The sequence below is a fragment of the Clostridium lamae genome, from assembly GCF_033043255.1.
Taxonomy (GTDB): Bacteria; Bacillota; Clostridia; order Clostridiales; family Clostridiaceae; genus Clostridium; species Clostridium lamae.
Window position 1 is genome coordinate 14,638 of record NZ_JASCQJ010000020.1, and the last position, 20,936, is coordinate 35,573.

Here is a 20,936-nt window from a genome sequence, read left to right on the forward strand (position 1 = left end):
TTTTTTATTTAATTAATAGAGTTAATTTATTTTCACTCACAACCTTATTGTATAACATTTGTGCAAATGATAATGTTTATGTTTATTTAATAAGTACATTAGAATATAATAAATTAATAACCTTATCATTGACTTTAATTTTATAATGATTGGATGTGATAAAATGCTTAAGCCTATTGATATTGCTAAAAAATTAAATATTAGCACCAGTGCCCTTAGGCATTATGAAGCATGGGGTATTATCCCTAATGTACCTCGTTCTTCAAATGGATATAGAGAATATACGGAAGAACATGTTGCATATTTTGAATGTATTAGAGCAATGCTACCTGGATTTGGAATGGATTTAGTAAAAGAAGTTATGTTGAAAGTTCAAAAGAAAGATATTATGTCAGCCATTTTACTTATTAATAAGTCACAGTACAATATTTACAATGAAAGAGTTATTACTGAAAAAGCCATCGAATTATTAGAATCTCCAGAATTATATTCTTTAAAATTTATAGAAAAGAAAGAATGGTTAAATATTGGAGAGGTATCATCTATAACAAAGGTACCATCCACAGCAATTAGACATTGGGAGAGAATTGGACTAATCTTCCCTAATAGAGATGCTAAAAATGGATATAGAAGATTTAACGCAGCTCATATAAGGCAAATTCTTTTTATTCGTTCATTAAAGAAAACAGTTTATTTACTTGATGGAATAAGACAACTTATAAGGGAATTAGAAAATAATAATATTGAAATTGTTAGAGAAGCTGCTAAAAATTCATTAAAGTATTTTGACCAAGTAAGCAAGGACCAAATTTGTGGTATTCATTCATTTTATAATTTATGCCAAAAAGTAGAATTATTAAATTAAACACAAACAACATAGGAGTTAATGATAACTCCTATGTGTTTTACTAAATATTCTTATTTCTCGTCTGTTATTTTTGTTACTTCTTGTGAAATAAGAACTCCATTCTCTACCCTACCTGATGTCTTTGAAGCCTCTGTGAGTTTGAATTCATAACGTACTACTTTTGCATCTAACTCTTCTGGAGTAATGCCTAGCTTTTCTGCTAATTCCTCCCTAGTATATGATTCTCCATCACCAGTAGTAGCTACAGTTGGTTCTTTAATTTCACTGTCTACTCCGCTATACTCCATAGCGTAAGCACTTCCTCCTATTAAAGTCATTGCACAAATTGCTCCAAGAGCCATTCCTAGAAACTTCTTTTTACCTTTCATATTTATACCTCCAAAATTTTATTAAAGGAAGCTATTATTTCTTCCTTCAATATAAAGATACCTTAAAAACCTGTAGTTCATATGTAGCCAATCTGAAGTCTATATGAACTTGTTATGATTATTAAGATTTATTTTGTTGATATAATAAGTATTTTTTTAATGTCTATTTTTCAAAATTCACAGTAAATAAAACACCTTCCGCTGTATTTTCAATTGAATAATCAATAGATAGTGATTCAAAAACCTTTTTTACTAGAAATAAACCAAGACCACTTCCCCCTTTATTTCTTTCCCCATATTTATCTAATCTAAAGAATGGACTAAATATTTTTTGCTTATTCTCCTCTGGAATGTTAACTCCAGTATTTAAAACCATTAAGTCTACTGTCCCAGTATCATTATTATCATTAAGATTAATAATAACTCTTTCTCCTTCATTAGAATATATAACTCCATTATGGATTATATTGTAAACTGCTTTTTCTATTAGATCCTTATCTGTGGATATTATAGCATTCTCACTAATTTGAGAAATAATTTTAATATTTTTTTCTTCTGCAAAAAATTCAACCTTTTTAATAACGTTATTTACTAAGTTAGTTAAGTTTATATCTTCTTTCTTAGGTGAAAATGTATGTTGCTCAAGCTTAGCAATTTGTAAAATTTCATATATTAACTTTTCCATATTCTCCATTATTTCATATGATCTTTTTAAATATTTATCTCGGTCCTTGTATGCGCCAAAACCATAAATCATTCCCTCTAATTGTCCTTTAACAGCAGTCAGTGGAGATTTTAACTCATGAGATATCATAGCAAATAATTCACGCCTTTTGTCTTCTATTTCTCTTTCCCTGATTATTTCATTTTTCAGCTTCTCATTTGCTTCATGTAAATCTATCATTGTCTTTTGAAGATTAGATGATAATTCATTTAAACTATTAGATAACTCTCCTATTTCATCTTTTGAAGAAAAAGAATCTATAGTCACAAATTCTAAATTGGCCATTTTTTTTGCTGATTTATTTATACTAATCAATGGCTTAGAAATAATTCTAGAGTAAAAAAATGCACCTACAACAGAAATAAGTAAAATTATTATTCCAATGTAAGGGACAAATAATATTAATACATGAGAAGCCTCATTAATTGGCTGAAATGTTGCATTAATATGAAGTATTAGACTTCGATCTGTGAATGTAATAGGTATTAACTTATTATACCCTTGAATAGAAGTATTAACTGATCCTGCTTTGATGCTTGATAGAACATTAGATGATAGGCCATTTTTTTCACCAACTTTATTAGGTAAGAAAATAGCTCCAGAATAAATCTTCACCTCAGTTTGTATTGATGAATGAATAGAAGATACATATACAATTTCTCCTCTATTATCATTCAAAATTATTTGTGAATTTGTTTCAAATGCTAGATTATCTATATAATCCTTAGACTCATTAAAGGATAGATTTTCAGTGTCCTTTATTAATTTCTCTACACCTGTATCTAGTTTACTTTCTTTATTCTTCTCATAGAATGATGGCAAAAAGAAATATAATGCTGAATATATAACAGTGGCAGAAATAATAAGCAGAATTAATGTTATAAGAAATATTTTATATGTTATACTTTTTCTAAGAAAAAATGATAATTTATTATTCATCAATTTTATAGCCTACCCCCTTAATTGTTTTTATATAGGGCACCTTTAACTTCTTTCTAATATTTTTAATATGAGTATCAATAAGTCGTGCATCTCCATAGAAATCATATCCCCAAAGATTATCTAGCATACTTTCTCTCGTAATAACCCTACAAGGATTTTCAAGAAGGATTTTTATAATTTCAAATTCCTTTGTAGTAAGTATTACTTCTTCATTATTTATATAAGCCTTATATGAATCACAATCTATCCTAAGCTCATTAAATGTATATATATTAGTAGCTATTTTATCAGCACTACTTCTTCTTAATACTGCCTCTACCCTTTTGATTAAAATCTCAAATGAAAAGGGCTTTGTAATATAATCATCAATTCCTAAATCAAATCCCTTGACTTGGTCTTGCTCATCTCCAAGAGCTGTCAACATTATAATAGGTACTTTATCTTTCTTTCTTATAGCTTTAGCAACTTCATAGCCATTTAAATTCGGCATCATAATGTCTAAAATAACGAGATCAAATTTCTTATTATTAAATTGTTTTAATCCTTCTAAACCATCAGATGCAGTAGTTACTAAGTAATCCTTAGCTAATAAAAACTCTTTTATCACTTCTTGAATGTCCTCATCATCTTCCATAATAAGTATATGTTTTTCCATTTTAACATCACCTCACTATCCTATAGTATCAAAGTAATATGGAGTTACTGTGAAGTTTTTTATTCTTTTATTTTATATCTATTTATCCTACTCTATCCATAAAAAATAGTGCAATAGAATAATATTACTCTACCGCACTTTCAATATTATCTGAAATTGCTTTTATTTATCTAATCTTTTGTCATACATAAGTTGCATTAATATACCAAATGGATCTCTAACAATACCATAAGCTTCACTAAAAATAACCTTTCCTAATGGAGAAATAACTTCTGTCCTCTCATCTTGAATCAGAGAGCTATAAATTCTTTCAATTTCTTGTCTATCTGCTGATTGAATACAAAGTGATATATTATTACCTGAAATAAAATCTTCTTTAGGAACCATTGATTCTTCTGCTATCATTATTTTATGAACACCTACTTCAAGTATAGAATGGGATATCCATTGTTCTTTCCCACTTTCTATTACCATTGATGGATCCATCTTCTTTACATCTTCGTATGTAAGCTTCAAAATAACTTTTGCATTTAAATGTTGTGAATAAAAATCAATTGCTTCAGCCCCTCTTCCATTCATAGATAGGAACGTAACTACCTCATAACTCATAATTTACCTCCAAAATTATATTGTTGCATTTATTATGCACAATATATATTATAATAATCATAGGTATCAGAAACTGATACCATTGGAGGAAATTATGAAAAAATACGAGTTAATATATAAAATAATGAATTATGTTTATAAAAAATCTAACTTTACTCTACAAGATTTAATGAGGGAGTTTAATATCTCCAAAAGTACTGCACTTCGTTATATTTCAGCTCTTGAAGATATAGGTGTACCAATATATTCTAAAAGTGGTCGCTATGGAGGCTATTCTATTCTAGAAACATATAAATTACCACCAATTTCATTTACTCCACAAGAAGCTTATGCTCTATTTTTTTCTATTAAAGGAATGGAACTGTTGAAATCTCTGCCTTTTCAAGCTGAATATAGCACCATCCAAGAAAAATTTTTAGATTCTGTATCACCTAAAGTTAGAAGTACATTAGAGCAAATAAATTCTCGTATATCCTTTGGAAAAATCAAAATAATAAATGAATGCCCTTTGATTGAAGACCTACTATATTCAATAATTAACCCATCTATTTTAAAGATAACTTACCAAACTTCCAATAAACAAAGTGAGCGTCGTATACAGCCAATAGGTATCTTTGCTGAATATGGTAATTGGTATTGTCCTTCTTTTGACATTGATATAAATGAATATAGACTTTTTCGCTGTGATAGAATAAAAAATATTATTCCACTTAATGATAAACCCATAGAGGATATAATGAAATTTGATTTAAATAATATCATTGATCTTGTGAAAAAGAGTCCTAATGCTATTGATTATAAAATTGAAATTTCCAAAGAAGGTAAATCTATTTATGATAAATCTCATTACCCTAATATGTTCTTTGAAGAGATTAACGGACACTTTTTCATCAAGGGTTGGATTGACCCAAAAGAAACGGAATTTTTGATAAGTTATATTCATCAATTTGGAAATTGTATTGTTAACCTCTACCCAGATACAATAAAAGAAATTTTTGTTAAAGATCTTGAATCAATAAAAAATATTTTATCTACTTAAAATAACCTAATTTTAAAATTTAATAAATTTATTTTTTTATTATTTATTGGCACTATTTTCAGCTAAGATTATTACTTGCTCTAGGGTTATTAACAATAAAATACATCCCTCTTCTGAATATGCGTCATGAATATTGTTAGGAGCTGTATAAAGATAGTCACCTGCACTTAAAAAATCCTTTCCTATACGAACAGTACCTTCAAGAACAAAAAGCTCTTCACCACCTGGATGCATGTGTTTAGGAAAACCAGCACCAGGGCCGAACTTTAACATTTTTGCTTGTAATCTTTTTGATTCGGAATCAAATCGCAATTCCTTTATCCATACTCCAGCAATATGCTCTCCATTCAATAGTTTCCATTCTATTTGATTCGTATGCGTTAGTTGGTTCAACACTAAATTTACCTCCATAATATTTTTATTGCATTTATTTTGCACAATATAAATTATAATAATCATAGGTTTCAAAAACTGATACCATTGGAGATAATTATTAAATCTCATAAATTCTTAATACCAAAATAACTTATACTAATTTCACTTTGTCTACTATCTCTCTATACGTAGATAACTCCTAATGTCTGCTTTGCCATCTCCTCATATTCATCTACACCAGGTATTAAAGTAAACTCCTCAATATCTACTGAGATTCTATATTGTATATTCCTGATATCCTGTATTAGTACTTATTCAAATACTTGACGTAATTCAATCTGACCTTCTCCATATCCTTGAGGGTCAGGCATATTCATAGCCCACTCCACGGCTTCTTCCCTAGAATTCACATCAATAAGAATGAAACCGGCAATCAAATCTTTTGTTTCAGTAAATGGACCCTCTGTAATAACGGGTCTTTCCCCTGGTTTAGGATATGAAATGCGAATACCATTAGAACTTGGTTGAAGTCCTTTAGCCATAACCCGTACGCCAGCCTTAACTAAATCCTCATTGTACTTGTTCATAGCTTCAATAAGCTCAGAGCTTGGCAGGTTACCAGCTTCAGAATTCTTAGACGCTTTCACAATCAACATAAATAACATAACTCTTCCTCCTTAATTTAAATTATTTATTATAATGACTCCATCGTACTAAAACATATATTTAAAATCAATATTTTTTATTTAAAAATAATTACTATCTACATTCTTATATATCAATAGCTCCTAGTGCCTGCTTTGCCATCACCTCATATTCATCGGAACCAGATATCAAAGCAAACTCAGCAATATCTACTGGATAAGCAGCAACAAGTTCAATAATATGTTCTTTCATCTTAGTCCAATCGATTAATCCAGTTACATTAGAATTCTTATCTATTAAAATATGTCCTGAATGATTATCATAAAACTAGTATTACTAACAGAATAGTTTATGTTAGGTGATCTAGCCCTTCACTTGATGTTAACAATTCAAGGTTATTAAAAATCTTCTCTTCATCCCAGTTCCACCATTGAAGCTTCAATAACAATTCAATCTTTTCAGCACTAAAACGTTTTTTGATAAATTTAGCTGGATTCCCACCGTAAATTGTATATGGCTCAATATCTTTTACTACAGTAGAATTAGTAGCAATTATTGCACCATCTCCTATTTTGACTCCTGGCATGATTGTTACATTTTCACCTATCCAAACATCATTTCCAATCACTGTATCACCCTTAAATGGTAACTGCTCTACTGTTGGAGTGACTTTTTCCCATCCTCCACCAAAGATATTAAATGGATATGTAGTAATTCCATCCATTCTATGATTTGCTCCATTCATAATAAACTTAACACCTTCTGCAATTGCACAAAATTTACCTATTATAAGCTTATCTCCTAAAATTTCATAATGATGCTCTATATTATCATAAAATTCCTCTGGACTTTTTTTATTATCACTATAATAAGTATATTCTCCTATTTCAACATTAGGTCTTTTAGGTAAATTGCTTATATAACAAACAGTTTTTATATTTTCATTTGGATATAACTTTTTCTTATCTGGCCCTATCATAAATTACTGCTCCCTTCATCTTATAAAATTATTGTTGTATTTTATGCTTTTATAATAATATTATTTCTGGTAGAGTAACTGTCCTATTTTATTTGCTTCTTCTGCAAACCATATCGCTCCATCTGCTCCAAGTACAAGTCCATGAGGTTCAGAATTTGATGTAGGAATTGGATACTCTATAATATCTCCACTAGATATAAGTCTTCCTATGTTATTACTTCCCCACTCTGTAAACCATATATCACCATTTTCACTTGATACTATTGCATGAGGTTTAGCATTTGCCGTTGGAAGTAGATATTCAGTAAATTCACCACTTGTAGTTATTCTTCCTATTTTATTACCTATTATTTCAACAAACCACAGAGCGTCATCAAAACTTGAACAAATCCCTACTGGCCCAGAAGCTGATGTAGGAATATTAAACTCAGTTATATCTCCAGATAATGTGATTCTACCTATTCTGTTACCTTGATTCTCTGTAAACCATAGTGCTTCATCTGCTCCCTTTACTATCATTGAAGGAAATGACCCTGAATTGGGCAATTCATATTCGCTTATCTCTCCACTATGATCAATTCTACCTATTTTATTTGTAGTCATCTCTGTAAACCACATCGCCTCATCAGATCCCAATGTTATTCCATATGGCCCTGCATTTATAGATGGAATATCATATTCTAAAACTTTACCTTCCATTGTTATTTTCCCTATTTTATTAGCATTATACTCTGTAAACCACAAATCCCCATTACATCCATTAGCTATAATAGAAACCCCTGCGTTTAAGGTTGGAACTGTAAACTCAGTTATTTCTCCCTCTGTTGAAATCCTTCCTATTCTGTTACCTGCATTTTCTGTAAACCATATAGCTCCATCATTTCCTACAGTTATTCCATATGGACCTGATTTTTCCATTGGTAAATTATATTCATTTATTTTTATACTCATATATTTATCATCCTTTCATTTTTCACTAATACAAAAAAACCTTCCCTAACTATCAAGTTTCGGAAAGGTTTTACTTATAATCATATATTTATAGTTGCCACAAAATAGCTATTCATATTAGAATAGCATAAAGTAATTTCTATAACAGTTAAATATGACATAATTATAATCCTATCCAAAACTAATAGTAGTTTAGAATAACTCAAGCTAACATATCTAATATAACAAGATATGTTCCTATTCTATATACTCTATTTCTAAAAATGGATAAAATTATATAATCATTTTAACTAATCACCTCATATTATTTTAATATACACATCTAATTATGCATATTGTATACATATTATATTTTGTTATAGTTTATGTCAAGTGTTATAATAGGCAAAACTTATTTATTAAAAGAAACATTGTACCTCTATCATTTGCTTATTTTTTCAATAAATCTCTTCTTTATAAATACATATAAAAATATTGCTGAAATTAAAGCTAAAACTATCAAAACAACCATAGAATAAAAATCTATATAGTGAGCTACCTTGCCCCAAGTTTCTCCTGCTAATCTACCTAGATAAATTAGTATTACATTCCAAATAAATGTCCCAATAGTTGTTAAGAATATGAATGGTTTTAATCTCATCTTTGACATTCCTGCTGGTATTGATATTAGACTTCGAACAATTGGGACAAATCTACAGAAGAAAATTGCCTTATTATCATATTTGATAAACCACTTTTCTGCTTTTCTGACATCCTCTTTCTTTAAGTGTAAAATTTTCCCTATTCTGCTATCAAGCAAACTCTCCAGTCTCTCAGTATTAAGTAATCTACCAATCATATATAAAATAACTGCTCCTAAAACTGACCCCAATGTTGCAGAAATAACACTTTCCCATACCTTCATATCACTAATTGTAGTTGCAAAACCGCTAAAGGTTAAAATTATCTCTGATGGTATAGGAGGGAATATATTCTCCACAGTAATCAAAAGAAAGACTCCCATATACCCAAACTGATTTATAATCTCTAAAATAAACTCTTGCATTTTTTCCTCCATAATATATCTTATTTTTATTTTAATTAAATTGTGTGCTATCCAACTTAATATTATTATCTACTTAATAATATTAAGTATTATTTTAAAAAAAATATATATTTATATGGAGCTTTGCTAAGACAATATTCCGCTCTGCTCCATTCTTATCTATAGTATATTAAATTTTTATAACATAAACTTCATCACTACTAATAATTAATTAGTAGTTTTTCTAGCAATTAAACTATCTACCATCTTGTATAGTAGAAATAAACCTAAGAAACCTAATGAGTATAATGTTAGCATAAAATTAATTGAATATAACCAGAACCTTCCTTCTAAGCCTAGACTTATCATAAATTGAGTTAATATTATTATAACAGCGAAAATTATTACATATCCTATAAGATAGTAGTGACTAGGTAGTTCAAGTATTCCAGTATTTTTTGAAAGTGAAGTAAACTCATTTACTTGGAATTGACTTATAGCTGTTTTTATAGCTTCATCTTTCGTTTTTCCACTTTCCTCTAGATCCTTTACAAAATCATTTAAGTATTGCTTTAAATCATCCTTTTCATCTCTACTCATTATTAGGCTATTTACATAAGAATCGATATCGTTGCTATTTTTATAAATTGCATTTACCTTAATGTGATCTACATAATTTAAAATGCTCCATACGAATGAACTGCCGATAGCAATTCCATAGGTTAAAATTTCTAATCCTACATTAATATTAGGATTAATCTTATTGTTATAAAGTGAAAATATAAATATTATCATTGAAAATATTAATAACCATGAATATCTAATATCTGATAGATTAAATATCCTTTTTATCCATAACCTCATAAAAAAACCTCCTAAATAAATTTTTCAACTATCTTTACTGTTTCTTGCCAGTCCTTACTTAGTTGGGATAACTGCTCTTTCCCTAGCTCCGTTATCTTGAAATATTTTCTACGGCCGCCACCCGATTCATTTCCCCAATAAAAATCAATAGCTTTTTGACTCTCTAGTCTTTTTAATGCTAGATACATTGTGGCCTCAAGTATTTCAAAAGTACCATCTGTTTTCATCTTTATTATTCTTGATATTTCATATCCATAATTATCTCCATTACTTAATACACTTAAAATAAGTATATCGATGGTACCCTTTAACATTTCCTTATTCAAAATATCACCTCCTAATAAGTATATAACATTATTGAGTACTTAACTATAATTAGATTATCACAACTACTTAATAATGTAAAGTACATATTTATTTTTATATTCTGATTTTTAAAAAAATATTATTATAAAATCAAAATGTCTACTATATTTACAATTATTTCTTTTGCTAAGCAAGTAGAAATAGTTGTATATAGTAGACATATATTATACAGTTGAACTCTCTATTTTATATATTTAAATGCTATGAAATTATTTATCCCAATCTTCTTAGCTTTATTCTGTGTAATAGGTATTCGTCTATATTCCTTAAATCCTAATTTTTTATATAGATTCATTGCTGGTGTATTAGTATCAGCTACCTCTTCAATTAAATATTCTCGATAAGGTGTATTACTAATAATATGGCTTATAATCTGTGATGCTACTCCCCTACCTCTAAATTCAGCAGCTGTTCCAACAAATTCGATAGAACCAGTTTCAAGAGGAGGATTTTCAAAAGCTCTTTCAAATTCTTTTTTCAATGCAATTCCTGCAATGCTACCCTTAAAGAACCCTAAGTGCTTTCTTAGTTCTTTTTTATCTAATTTTACTGAAAGTGTTCTACAATCAGTACATGCAGCCACTCCAGCTACTTTGTTATTTGCAACAGCTACATAAAATTGATCTAAAACAAACATATGAGCAAAAGCTTTTGCTATTGTATTTTTGTCTTTAGAAAAAAATATAAGCCATTGAGTAAATCCATCTGCAAATATCTCTGAAATTTGAAATCGTGCATCTATATCGAGCTTATCAGCTCTAATTACAGTAATCTTATTATCTCCATTTATCATATTTTATTCTCCTTCCTTGAATAAAAAAGCAGTTATAACTGATGGAGCTGGCATAATAAAACTATCCTTTAATGAAATTTTCATCATTGCCAATCCTTGTATAACTGAATAGAATACTTCGGCTAATTCATATGGGCTTCCTTGCTGGAATTCACCAAGCTTCTGACCTCTTTCTATAAGATTAGCTGTTACATTAAGCATCTTAGTATCTAGTTCAATAATTTCCTTTTGTTTGCTACTAGATACTCCTGAAAAAAATGATTGAGTCATAAGAATTAATAGATTAGCTAGTTGTTCATCATTTTTCATATCTTTATATACTTCATCAACAAATTCTTGTATTAATTTCTTTGGTGAATGATCTTGTCTAAACAATTCGATAATTCCTTTTATGCCCATAAGTGAATATTCAACTAGTTCATTAAATAATTCTTCTTTCGTTTTATAATGACGATATAATAATCCAATGCTGATACCAGCTAAATCAGCAATATCCTGAACATTTGTGGAACCAAATCCTTTTTGTACAAATATCTGCATAGCTGCAGATTGTATTTTATCTCTTGTAACTTTGCGCATTTCTTCAAATTGCTCTTTAGTTCGCGGCATAAAACGTCTCTCCTTTTTGAGTGAATTTATACTCATTATAAAGTTTTCATAAAGTTCTGTCAATTGATTCCCTGAAATAAAGTTTATATAGTTTACCCCCTTTAATCTTATCATTAATATATATTATCCTTAATCTAGTTCAATAATAATTTGATAATAATCAACTTCTCCTAAATTTAAAAATATTTCATCTGAATTAATAAGTGTATATTAAATTCCCCTTATTGACAGTAATAATAACATATGTTACTATTAACCTATGTTATTATTAATAGAGGTGATATTAATGTCAATTAAATTAGCAATACTAGGTATACTTAGTTGGAAGCCTTCAACAGGGTATGAGCTAAAAAAGATTTTTGAGGATTCCACTTTCATGTATTGGTCTGGTAATAATAATCAAATTTATAAAGCTCTTATCAGTCTAGAAGATGAAGGATTTGTTACAAGCGAAGTTTTTCATCAAGATAGCTCTCCTTCAAAAAAAATATATACAATAACTGATGGAGGACTTAAAGAACTAAAAAATTGGATTGTGTCATCACCAGATTCTCCTGAGATAAAGAAAACATTTCTGGTTCAACTTGCCTGGTCAGATATGTTAAGTGATAAGGAATTAAGTGAAATTCTCACAAACTATGAAAATGAAATCAAAGTGCAATTAATTATACAAAAAGAAAAATATAGACGCGCTCTTCATTCTCCAAATAGGAGTGCTAGAGAAAGCTTACTATGGGAAATGATTTCTGAAAATATTATTTCGACCTATAATAATGAACTTAATTGGGTTCGTGAAACCCGTAATAAATTATTTAAAAATGAGTTTATGGAGGAAAAGGAAAAAATGGACTATCAAATTAGAGAAATAAATAATAAAAAATATATTGAAATAATTTCTACTACTGAACCTTTAAGTACAGAAAATGATGCCCTTGATCTAATATCTTTATGTTGGGAGCATGAAACAAATGAAATAATGCTACATTATTCATCATTATCAGAAGACTTCTTCAAACTTAGAACTAAAGTGGCTGGAAATATTATTCAAAAATTTATAAACTACGGTATAAGAGCTGCTGCTATTATCCCTAAGGAGATAATTGAAAATGGTAGATTTAGAGAAATGGCTTTAGAAACCAACAAAGGTAATCATTTTAGATTATATGAAAGTAAAGAAGATGCTGAAAAATGGCTTCTGAAATAGAAAGGAAAGATATAATGGAAAGTATATATAAATCAGAGATAGGCAAACAAGAAGTTTTATTACAGTATCGAAAAATACTTGATAGCTGGCCAGTAGAAAACCAACAATATGAAGTTAATACAAGCTTCGGCTCCACTTTTATCATAGAATCCGGTTCAAGGGCTAATCCCCCTTTGATTCTCCTGCATGGAAGCGTATCAAATTCTTACACTTGGTACGGAGATATAGTCTCTCTTTCTAAAACCAATAATGTCTATGCAATTGACATTATTGGAGAAGCAGGTTTATCAGCAGCAAGTAGGCCAAGCTACAAAGATGAATCATACGCTCTATGGTTAAATGAAACAATAAATGCACTTGGATTGAACTCCTGTTCAATTGTCGCTATGTCATTAGGTGGCTGGATGGCATTAAGTTTCGCTACTACCTATCCAGATAAGGTTGACAATTTAATTTTGCTTTGTCCAGGAGGTCTTGCACATGAAAAATCCAGTTTCCTATGGAAAGCAGTATTTTTCTCACTTCTTGGAAAACGTGGACAGATAAAAACGCTGAAACTAGTGGGTGGTGCTAATATTTCTTCATCATCGTCATCAAACTTTGAAGAAGATCTTGCATTCTCATCACTTACATTTAAATATTTCAAACCAAGAACAGCAAAAATGCCACTATTTAGTGATCAATCGCTTTCTAAATTAACTATGCCCATTTTAATGCTTTTTGGCGATTCCGATCAATTAATACCAGCTAGCAAGAGTATTAAGCGACTTAAACAATTTGCGAAGCAAGCTAAGATTGAGATTCTTCCTAATACAGGGCATCTAATTGTCAATCAAGCAGATAGGATACTAAACTTCTTGAATAATAATTAATAATATACTCGCCGATTAAGGTTATCTTATTCCTTAACCGGCGAGTATTCTCATTATTTTATATTACTTCTACATATCCTTCTGTTCCATTTACTCTAATTTGTTGCCCATCTTTTATCAATTTAGTAGCATTTTCTACTCCAATAACTGCTGGTAACCCATACTCTCTAGCTATAACTGCTCCATGTGTCATCAGTCCACCAACTTCTGTGATTAGACCTTTTATAGATACAAATAACGGTGTCCAACTAGGATCAGTAAATGTAGTAACTAATATATCTCCATCTTCTAAATCAGCCTCTTCCATATTTAATATTACACGTGCTCTCCCCTCTATAACTCCAGAGGAAACAGGTAATCCCATAATAGCCCCTTCTGGAATATTTCCCCTTTTGTATTGACCTGAAATAATTTCACCATCAGAAGTAATAACACGTGGTGGAGTTAATTTTTCATATAACTTATACTCGTCTTTTCGTTTATTGATAATTTTATAATCTAGTTTATTTGTACGCACTACTTCATGAAGCTCTTCAAAAGTTAGATAGTATATATCCTCTTTATCATGAATAATATTATTCTGTACCAATTGTTCTGCTTCTTCAAGTAAAGCCTTCCTATAAATAAAGTAGCGATTAATCATATCATATTTAGGATACTCACGATACCCACTAAAATTTCGTATTAGGCTAATAATTCCTTTTGTCTCTTCAGCCTTTTGTTCGCCATCTGGTAATTGCTTTAATCTATCTAATATATCTTGTTCTTTTTTCAGAGCCTCTTGTCTGCCCTTCTCAAACTTCCTATTACTCTCATTAGGCTCAAAATTTTTGATGTTGTTAAGAATCATAGGCACAAGTATAGTTGGTTTTTCAATCCAACGTTTTTTTGTAATATCTATTTCACCAGCACATCTCATTCCATACTTAGTAAGGTATTCTTTAATAACATCTTTTACTTCCTTCCCACCAGGAAGCTTAACCAATTCATCTAAGAAGTTCTCATCATTTACATGTTGTAAGTAGTTAATTATCTCTGGATAAGGACGAATAATATCTGCCACATCTAATAAATCTAACCCCATTTCAGAAGTGATATTGTTTGGTACAGATTGAGAAAGAGTATCTGCTACGTTTTTCTCACCAAGCCACTTGTTCATATTTTCATTTATCCATGCTGAAGCATTCATAGTACCAATAATTATTCCCAAACTTTGTTGATCAAATAAAAATTTCTTTTGTTCCTGAATCTCTTGCATAATAAAATCAAATAAAACTGAGCCTGATTTATTTTGAATGTTTTGTTTTAGGTTTTCTATAGACGCTTGACTACGCTTAATAAGATCTGTAATTATTGCTGGATCACTTCCAATTTGTGCTTGTAAATCTGAAAAAGTAACAGCTTCATTGCCTTTACTAGAATTCATTCCTTTTTCATCATCTTCTAGTACTTTTATAAAGTCTCCTCGTTCTATTAAGGTAATAAGTGCATCTTTTATAAGGGGATCAGAATTCCCAAGAGTATTTATTAAAGCATTTCTACTAATAGGTAAAATAAGTCCCTTTGTTATATCAACAAACAATCTTCCACCCGCATTATACATAGGAGCACTTGCTATTAACTTATAAAAAGATAATCCTAGTGGTTTTATTGCGTCAGTCATCATTTGTTGATGTCCTACTGATACATAGACATGATTTTCTTGATCATTAACCTTAGGGATTGGATATAGAGTAGTAATTGGTCTACTCTGAACAATGTAAAATTTACTATCATCCAAGCACCATTCAATGTCCTGAGGACATCCAAAATGTTTTTCAATTTTTCTCCCTATTTTCTCTAACTCTAAAATCTGATCATCAGTCAGCACTTGTATATTCTGTTGCTCAGCATCAATATTCTTTTCTTCCGTTCCTCCATCCTTTAAGGCATAAATGGCCAAATTCTTAGTAGAGATCTTCTTATAAACAACCTCTCCGTCATTCACCTTATATATATCAGCATTTACTAGACCTGAGACTAGCGCCTCACCAAGCCCAAAGCTAGCATCAATTGATAACATCTTCCTATTAGAAGTAACTGGATCAGCAGTAAATAAAATTCCTGATGCCTTAGGGAAGACCATTTTCTGAACGACCACAGATAACTGAACTTTACGGTGGTCAAACCCATTTTGAATTCTATATGTTACTGCTCTGTCGGTAAATAAAGATGCCCAGCACTTACTGATATGCTTTAGTATTGCTTCAATTCCAATAATATTTAAATACGTATCCTGCTGTCCGGCAAAGGATGCTGTGGGTAAATCCTCTGCTGTTGCACTAGATCGTATTGCATAGGAATCTTCTTTCCCAAACTGTTGTATATATTTAGTTATCTCATCTGTTATATCTTCAGAAATAGATAGACTTTCAATTATAGTTCTAATTTCCTTACTAATTTTTCTTATTTCTTCACTATCTTCTATTCTTAGATGTGATAATTCATCTAGTAAAGTATTGAATTTCAAATTATCTCTAGTTATTTTTTTATATGCTTCTGTAGTAATACAAAATCCTTCTGGTACTGCAATCTCGTTAATTCTAGATAATTCTCCTAGATTTGCACCCTTTCCTCCAACCATAGAAATCTTTGTCTTTTCAATTTGATTAAAACTAATTACATATGAATTCATAAGCATCTTCCTCTCTCTATTATAGGAATAAATATCAATTCGTCATGAATTAATATCTGTTCCTATAATACCCGTAAAAAGTGTAAATTATAAGTCTATTATTGCAATTTTTTATATGTTATAATATAGTTGGGAGAGGTTAATTTATTAAATTAATCTCTTTTTTTAATCTGCTTTATCACTTCCTACTAAGCTTATTACTATTTTTCTTTATATCATTCAAATTCTTTATTGAATCATGTAGCACCCCATAAAACTTCTCATATAATAATGATGTAATTATATTTCACTAGGAGGATATTAATGTATTATTCTATCCCAGACTTTGTTCCTCAAAATCATTTTAGGCTTCACGAAATGGAGACCTCATACAAAACTCTAGATGAAGCATTGGCCTTAATAAAAGAATCCATTCAGGATGAAAGAAAAGATGAACTTTTTTATGATTATCTAATTTCCTTAGCTCCAACTAAAGAAGAAAAAGATATAATTATCAGCATAAGAGATGATGAAAGAAAGCATAATAAATACTTTAGAGAAATATATGCTTTTTATACAGGTAAGATTGTATCTTCACCAAGTAACGTTACTTTTGAAAAACCAGAATCCTATATTGCAGGAATTAGAAAAGCTAAATTTGGTGAACTTTCGGCAGTAGAAAAATATAGAGATCTACGAGCAGGAATTCCTGATAAATATCATAGAGATATGGTATTTGAAATACTAACAGATGAGTTAAAGCACGCTCATAAATATGACTACATTCTTTACTTAAGCTTGCAAAATAAAATTCAAAATGGCAATGAAAATATAGAAACCAGAGTTCCTCCAGCTAAAACCAGTTTTACAACTGCTGAAGCTAGACAAATTGCCAAGGAACTTGGTATTGATCTCAACAAGGAAAAGTTCGATATTGAACAATTCAGAATGGGACTAGATGTAGAATTGGAACATGGAAGAAGATCTCCTCTCACAAATGTAACTAACGATAATCCTATTCTAACCTCAAAAATAGCATTGGCTCATTTAAACGAGTTTCCAGACTATTATACTAGACTTAAAAAGCTCGAAGATGAAGCAAAAGCCTATTGGGAAACTCAAAGATATTCCTACAAACAAACAAAAGAATTTACTTTAAGTGAACTTGCACAATATAATGGCTCTATGGGAAAACCTGCTTATGTTGCCGTCAACGGAATTGTTTATGATGTTAGTAATCAAGCTTCTTGGGGAGACTCTGTCCATTTTGGTCTTGCAGCAGGAAAGGATTTAAGTTCACAGTTTAAAAGCTGCCATAACAACGATAGTATTTTAAACAAACTACCTAGAGTAGGTATATTGAAGAGCTAAAAATATACGGGAACTGTAGTAAATAGAATGTAATTAAAAATTCACTTCACCATGACAAAACTCTAAAAATATATAAAATAGAAAATCAAAACACCGGCCAAGATAAAAGTCTAATCTCGACCGGTATATTTTTATCTAATATGATTTTTTACTTTACAACCCCATATCATATGATCATTGTTCTCTCCCCAATAGTTCTTCACTATTTTATAAGGTTCACCAAACTTCCTTAGCCATCTTTTTTGAGCTCGCCTATATCCACTATCTAAGCAAAATTCTTCAATTCCTAATTTATGAATATACTCTATCATAGTATGAATTAAAGCTGAGCCCACACCTTTTCCTTGATAATCAGGTAAAACATAAAGACTACCTAATTCCCCTATTGCATCTAATTCATTATTGGTACACTTTTTAATATCATTCCCACAAGGCCCAAAAGAAATAGTTCCAATAACATTATCATCAATCTTTGCAATAAAAAAATAAGTATCTGGATCTAAACTATCTACTGAACAATTTATTAGATATTTTTTATACTCAATCTCACTTAGAATATCTTCTTTTAAATGTCCCAACCCTTCTTTCTCAAAAGCATCAGTAATTGATTCTTCAAAAACACTATATGTTGATTTTAAATCATCTTTAGTAGGTCTTATAATTGTTAGATTGTTAATCATAAAATTCCCCTCACTTACATTTATATAATACTCTTTATTCATATTACCTTAATAGAACCTATAAATATATATTTTGAACATTTTCTTTTATAGCTCAAGTTTCCTATGATATTAAAAAATCTACTATTTTTATGTTAGCTCATACAATTAAATAAGAATTTCCCTAACATTAGTAAGTTATTCATTCTAATGTCTCGTCTCAGTCTATAATTGATATCCAATTGTCTCTAGCCATTTTGTAACCAATTCTTATCAGGAATTAATTCTCTTATATCTCCATCAGTCTGGATCGCTATTTCTAAAGCTAAATTTGCTGTGTTTTGAAAAAGAGAATAATAAACAATCAGCATCTTATTAATTCGTTACTATTAAAATTGCTAGAGAATAAATTCTGCAACACGTTATCTGTAATGGTTATTAGAATTAACTATATTATAGTAAGAGTTTACTGTTAAAAAATAATAGATCATGTATATAACTGTATATGAGGCAACAGTTATTATTATAGGTAATGTTAAATTTATCTTCAGAAGTTTTGATAAAAGTGTCGATGCAACTAAGCTGTGCATTACACCAATAATAAGTGGAAGTGAGAATACTATAAATATCTGTTTTCTTATTGAATCTTTTATTTCTTTGTTTGTAACTCCTATCTTTCTAAGAATTTGATACCTAATTTTATCATCATTAGCTTCAGACAGCTGCTTAAAGAATATTATGCTTCCTGTTGCTACCAAGAATAATAATCCAAGAAATGCACCAATAAAAATTACTAATCCAGAATAGGAAAGTCCTATTTTATATTCTGTGTAATAGGCTGAGAAGGTTCTAAAATTTTCTCCTTCCTGAGGAGCTTTCTCTAAAAGTAGACTTTCAAGTTCCCTTGTTAGTTCTTCGCTTTGATTTTTATTATCTGTAATATATCCTTTTATTCTATAGGTATTATTTGAATGATATTTATTGTAAACCTCATCCTTTACAACGACAGAATATCTCATCATTCCAGAGTTTGCTAGGGAATATCCCTTAAAGTCTACAACCTTTAAAGGAACAATTTCATCATTACTACCTATTTTAATAGTTCTTCCAGTATAGTCATATGGAGAGGTATAATTAATAATTTGACCAAATACAACTGCCTCACTATTATCATTTAGTTCTATCCTGTCATTCAGCCCACGTACATTCATAATCTCATTATACTTGCTTTCTGATATTATATAGAAACTCGCTTCATAGGTCTCATTCTGAGAAAATAAATCTGGCCACTGTCCATTTACTTTAGCAAAATCCATATCGATGCTGTCAATAATTTTATTATCAGGATACCTTGATATTACAGATTCTACTTCTTTATCCAAGTAACTATCATTGCTTACATATGCATAGGTAAATCCATAGTTTTCTTGTAGGTTTACTGTAAGATCATAATATAAGCTTGAAGATACCTCCATAGCTGTAAGAGTTGCTGCACTCAATACTGCAATTGTTGCCAGAGTTCTGGCACTTGCTTTAATTCTGTATAGTAATTGAGACGTTCCTATCATATTAATTCCTTTAAAGTATCTTCTCTTATTTTTCTTTGAAAGGTTTATAATTAATAGTATTAATGAAGAAAAGAGCATGAAAGTTCCTATTGTTGTGAGTATAAAGGTTACAAATATAATAATAAATGTATAGGGCGATACGGGCCTATTATATATAAAATATCCTATTCCAATAAATATTATAGAAGCTATAGAAAGAATTATTGAAGGTTTTGGTTCTCTCTCGCCTTGCTTTTCTGCTTTAAAAAGTTCTATAAGCTTAAATCTATATATAAGGCTATAACCATGTATTGATGTTATCAAAAATAATATCATAAATACATAAACAGTATTCATAATAGCATTTATAGATATCTCAAATGAAATATCAGTAGAAAATCCCATAAGTTTTAGAAGAAGCATATTAAATAGTTTAGAAAGTAAGCTTCCGATAATAATACCTGTTGCAAGAGCTGCTATACCCATAACAATATTTTCATAGAAAAGCATTCTTCCTATTTGTTTCTTTCTTATTCCAAGTAGAGAATAAAGTGCAATCTCCTTTTTTCTCCTCTTTATAAAGAATGAGTTTGAATACCAAATGAAAATGGAAACAAATAATCCTATAACTACTGCGACCACATTAAATACGCTGGAGAAATTCGTTGATGCATTAATAACTCCTTGAACCTGCGTATTATATCGTATTGATGTGAAAGTAAAGTAAATCATTATACTGAATACCATTGATATAAAGTATAGAAAGTAATTGTAAAAGTTTCTTTTTATATTTTTTAAGGCTATATCAAATAATCCCAC

At 29.8% G+C, this 20,936-nt stretch carries 21 protein-coding genes and 2 pseudogenes; 5 read left to right on the forward strand and 18 right to left on the reverse strand.

Features of this window, described 5'->3' with window-relative positions; all coding sequences use genetic code 11:
• The first annotated feature begins 163 nt into the window (after window positions 1–163).
• Window positions 164–865 (forward strand): MerR family transcriptional regulator, encoded by a 702-nt coding sequence (locus QK892_RS10730; protein ID WP_317273544.1) that lies wholly within the window; start codon window positions 164–166, stop codon window positions 863–865.
• 53 nt (window positions 866–918) lie between these two features.
• On the opposite strand, the gene QK892_RS10735 is transcribed toward QK892_RS10730, so the two are convergent.
• From QK892_RS10735 to QK892_RS10750, 4 genes are all read right to left on the reverse strand, one after another.
• Entirely contained in the window at window positions 919–1,236 is a 318-nt protein-coding gene (locus tag QK892_RS10735) for a hypothetical protein (RefSeq protein ID WP_317273545.1), read from the reverse strand.
• A 163-nt stretch (window positions 1,237–1,399) separates the two neighbouring features.
• Window positions 1,400–2,899 (reverse strand): sensor histidine kinase, encoded by a 1,500-nt coding sequence (locus QK892_RS10740; protein WP_317273587.1) that lies wholly within the window; start codon window positions 2,897–2,899, stop codon window positions 1,400–1,402.
• Window positions 2,892–3,557, reverse strand: coding sequence for a response regulator transcription factor (locus QK892_RS10745; RefSeq protein WP_317273546.1), 666 nt, complete (start codon window positions 3,555–3,557; stop codon window positions 2,892–2,894). The genes QK892_RS10740 and QK892_RS10745 overlap by 8 nt, the downstream gene beginning before the upstream one ends.
• A gap of 162 nt (window positions 3,558–3,719) precedes the next feature.
• Complete coding sequence (locus QK892_RS10750) at window positions 3,720–4,166, reverse strand: VOC family protein (RefSeq protein ID WP_317273547.1); 447 nt, start codon at window positions 4,164–4,166, stop codon at window positions 3,720–3,722.
• Window positions 4,167–4,260: 94 nt separating this feature from the next.
• Here QK892_RS10750 and QK892_RS10755 point away from each other — a divergent pair, with 94 nt between their 5' ends.
• Window positions 4,261–5,205: a helix-turn-helix transcriptional regulator gene (locus QK892_RS10755; RefSeq protein WP_317273548.1), complete on the forward strand. Its 945-nt coding sequence runs from the start codon at window positions 4,261–4,263 to the stop codon at window positions 5,203–5,205.
• 39 nt (window positions 5,206–5,244) lie between these two features.
• Here QK892_RS10755 and QK892_RS10760 read toward each other — a convergent pair whose 3' ends face one another.
• The 10 genes and pseudogenes from QK892_RS10760 to QK892_RS10805 all read right to left on the reverse strand — a co-directional run bounded on the left by QK892_RS10760 (window position 5,245) and on the right by QK892_RS10805 (window position 11,811).
• Window positions 5,245–5,601, reverse strand: coding sequence for a cupin domain-containing protein (locus tag QK892_RS10760; RefSeq protein WP_317273549.1), 357 nt, complete (start codon window positions 5,599–5,601; stop codon window positions 5,245–5,247).
• A 290-nt stretch (window positions 5,602–5,891) separates the two neighbouring features.
• The gene (locus QK892_RS10765) at window positions 5,892–6,245 is read right to left on the reverse strand and encodes a YciI family protein (protein ID WP_317273550.1); all 354 of its coding nucleotides are present in this window, start codon (window positions 6,243–6,245) and stop codon (window positions 5,892–5,894) included.
• A gap of 106 nt (window positions 6,246–6,351) precedes the next feature.
• A pseudogene (locus QK892_RS10770) lies at window positions 6,352–6,546 on the reverse strand (macrolide 2'-phosphotransferase); the annotation flags it as partial.
• Window positions 6,547–6,574: 28 nt separating this feature from the next.
• The gene (locus QK892_RS10775) at window positions 6,575–7,204 is read right to left on the reverse strand and encodes a Vat family streptogramin A O-acetyltransferase (RefSeq protein WP_317273551.1); all 630 of its coding nucleotides are present in this window, start codon (window positions 7,202–7,204) and stop codon (window positions 6,575–6,577) included.
• 60 nt (window positions 7,205–7,264) lie between these two features.
• Window positions 7,265–8,155 carry a Vgb family protein gene (locus QK892_RS10780; protein WP_317273552.1) on the reverse strand — a complete coding sequence of 297 codons (891 nt, stop codon included), beginning with the start codon at window positions 8,153–8,155 and terminating at the stop codon, window positions 7,265–7,267.
• Between the two features lie 421 nt (window positions 8,156–8,576).
• The gene (locus tag QK892_RS10785; RefSeq protein ID WP_317273553.1) at window positions 8,577–9,200 is read right to left on the reverse strand and encodes a DedA family protein; all 624 of its coding nucleotides are present in this window, start codon (window positions 9,198–9,200) and stop codon (window positions 8,577–8,579) included.
• A 207-nt stretch (window positions 9,201–9,407) separates the two neighbouring features.
• The gene (locus QK892_RS10790; protein ID WP_317273554.1) at window positions 9,408–10,043 is read right to left on the reverse strand and encodes a hypothetical protein; all 636 of its coding nucleotides are present in this window, start codon (window positions 10,041–10,043) and stop codon (window positions 9,408–9,410) included.
• Window positions 10,044–10,054: 11 nt separating this feature from the next.
• Window positions 10,055–10,369: a PadR family transcriptional regulator gene (locus tag QK892_RS10795; RefSeq protein ID WP_317273555.1), complete on the reverse strand. Its 315-nt coding sequence runs from the start codon at window positions 10,367–10,369 to the stop codon at window positions 10,055–10,057.
• 221 nt (window positions 10,370–10,590) lie between these two features.
• Entirely contained in the window at window positions 10,591–11,202 is a 612-nt protein-coding gene (locus QK892_RS10800; protein ID WP_317273556.1) for a GNAT family N-acetyltransferase, read from the reverse strand.
• A 3-nt stretch (window positions 11,203–11,205) separates the two neighbouring features.
• Complete coding sequence (locus tag QK892_RS10805) at window positions 11,206–11,811, reverse strand: TetR/AcrR family transcriptional regulator (RefSeq protein ID WP_317273557.1); 606 nt, start codon at window positions 11,809–11,811, stop codon at window positions 11,206–11,208.
• Window positions 11,812–12,097: 286 nt separating this feature from the next.
• Between QK892_RS10805 and QK892_RS10810 the strand changes: the two genes are divergently transcribed.
• Window positions 12,098–13,015: a DUF4180 domain-containing protein gene (locus QK892_RS10810; RefSeq protein WP_317273558.1), complete on the forward strand. Its 918-nt coding sequence runs from the start codon at window positions 12,098–12,100 to the stop codon at window positions 13,013–13,015.
• On the forward strand, window positions 13,000–13,887 hold the full coding sequence (locus QK892_RS10815) for an alpha/beta fold hydrolase (RefSeq protein WP_317273559.1): 888 nt from the start codon (window positions 13,000–13,002) through the stop codon (window positions 13,885–13,887). The genes QK892_RS10810 and QK892_RS10815 overlap by 16 nt, the downstream gene beginning before the upstream one ends.
• Before the next feature lie 58 nt (window positions 13,888–13,945).
• On the opposite strand, the gene ppsA is transcribed toward QK892_RS10815, so the two are convergent.
• On the reverse strand, window positions 13,946–16,561 hold the full coding sequence (gene ppsA / locus QK892_RS10820) for a phosphoenolpyruvate synthase (RefSeq protein ID WP_317273560.1): 2,616 nt from the start codon (window positions 16,559–16,561) through the stop codon (window positions 13,946–13,948).
• Between the two features lie 303 nt (window positions 16,562–16,864).
• On the opposite strand from ppsA, the gene QK892_RS10825 reads away from it, so the two are divergent.
• On the forward strand, window positions 16,865–17,911 hold the full coding sequence (locus QK892_RS10825) for a DUF5661 family protein (protein WP_317273561.1): 1,047 nt from the start codon (window positions 16,865–16,867) through the stop codon (window positions 17,909–17,911).
• Window positions 17,912–18,042: 131 nt separating this feature from the next.
• On the opposite strand, the gene QK892_RS10830 is transcribed toward QK892_RS10825, so the two are convergent.
• From QK892_RS10830 to QK892_RS10840, 3 genes and pseudogenes are all read right to left on the reverse strand, one after another.
• The gene (locus QK892_RS10830) at window positions 18,043–18,591 is read right to left on the reverse strand and encodes a GNAT family N-acetyltransferase (RefSeq protein WP_317273562.1); all 549 of its coding nucleotides are present in this window, start codon (window positions 18,589–18,591) and stop codon (window positions 18,043–18,045) included.
• Between the two features lie 248 nt (window positions 18,592–18,839).
• Window positions 18,840–18,950 (reverse strand): annotated as a pseudogene (locus tag QK892_RS10835) (flavodoxin); the annotation flags it as partial.
• A gap of 42 nt (window positions 18,951–18,992) precedes the next feature.
• Window positions 18,993–20,936 carry an ABC transporter permease gene (locus QK892_RS10840; RefSeq protein WP_317273563.1) on the reverse strand — a complete coding sequence of 648 codons (1,944 nt, stop codon included), beginning with the start codon at window positions 20,934–20,936 and terminating at the stop codon, window positions 18,993–18,995.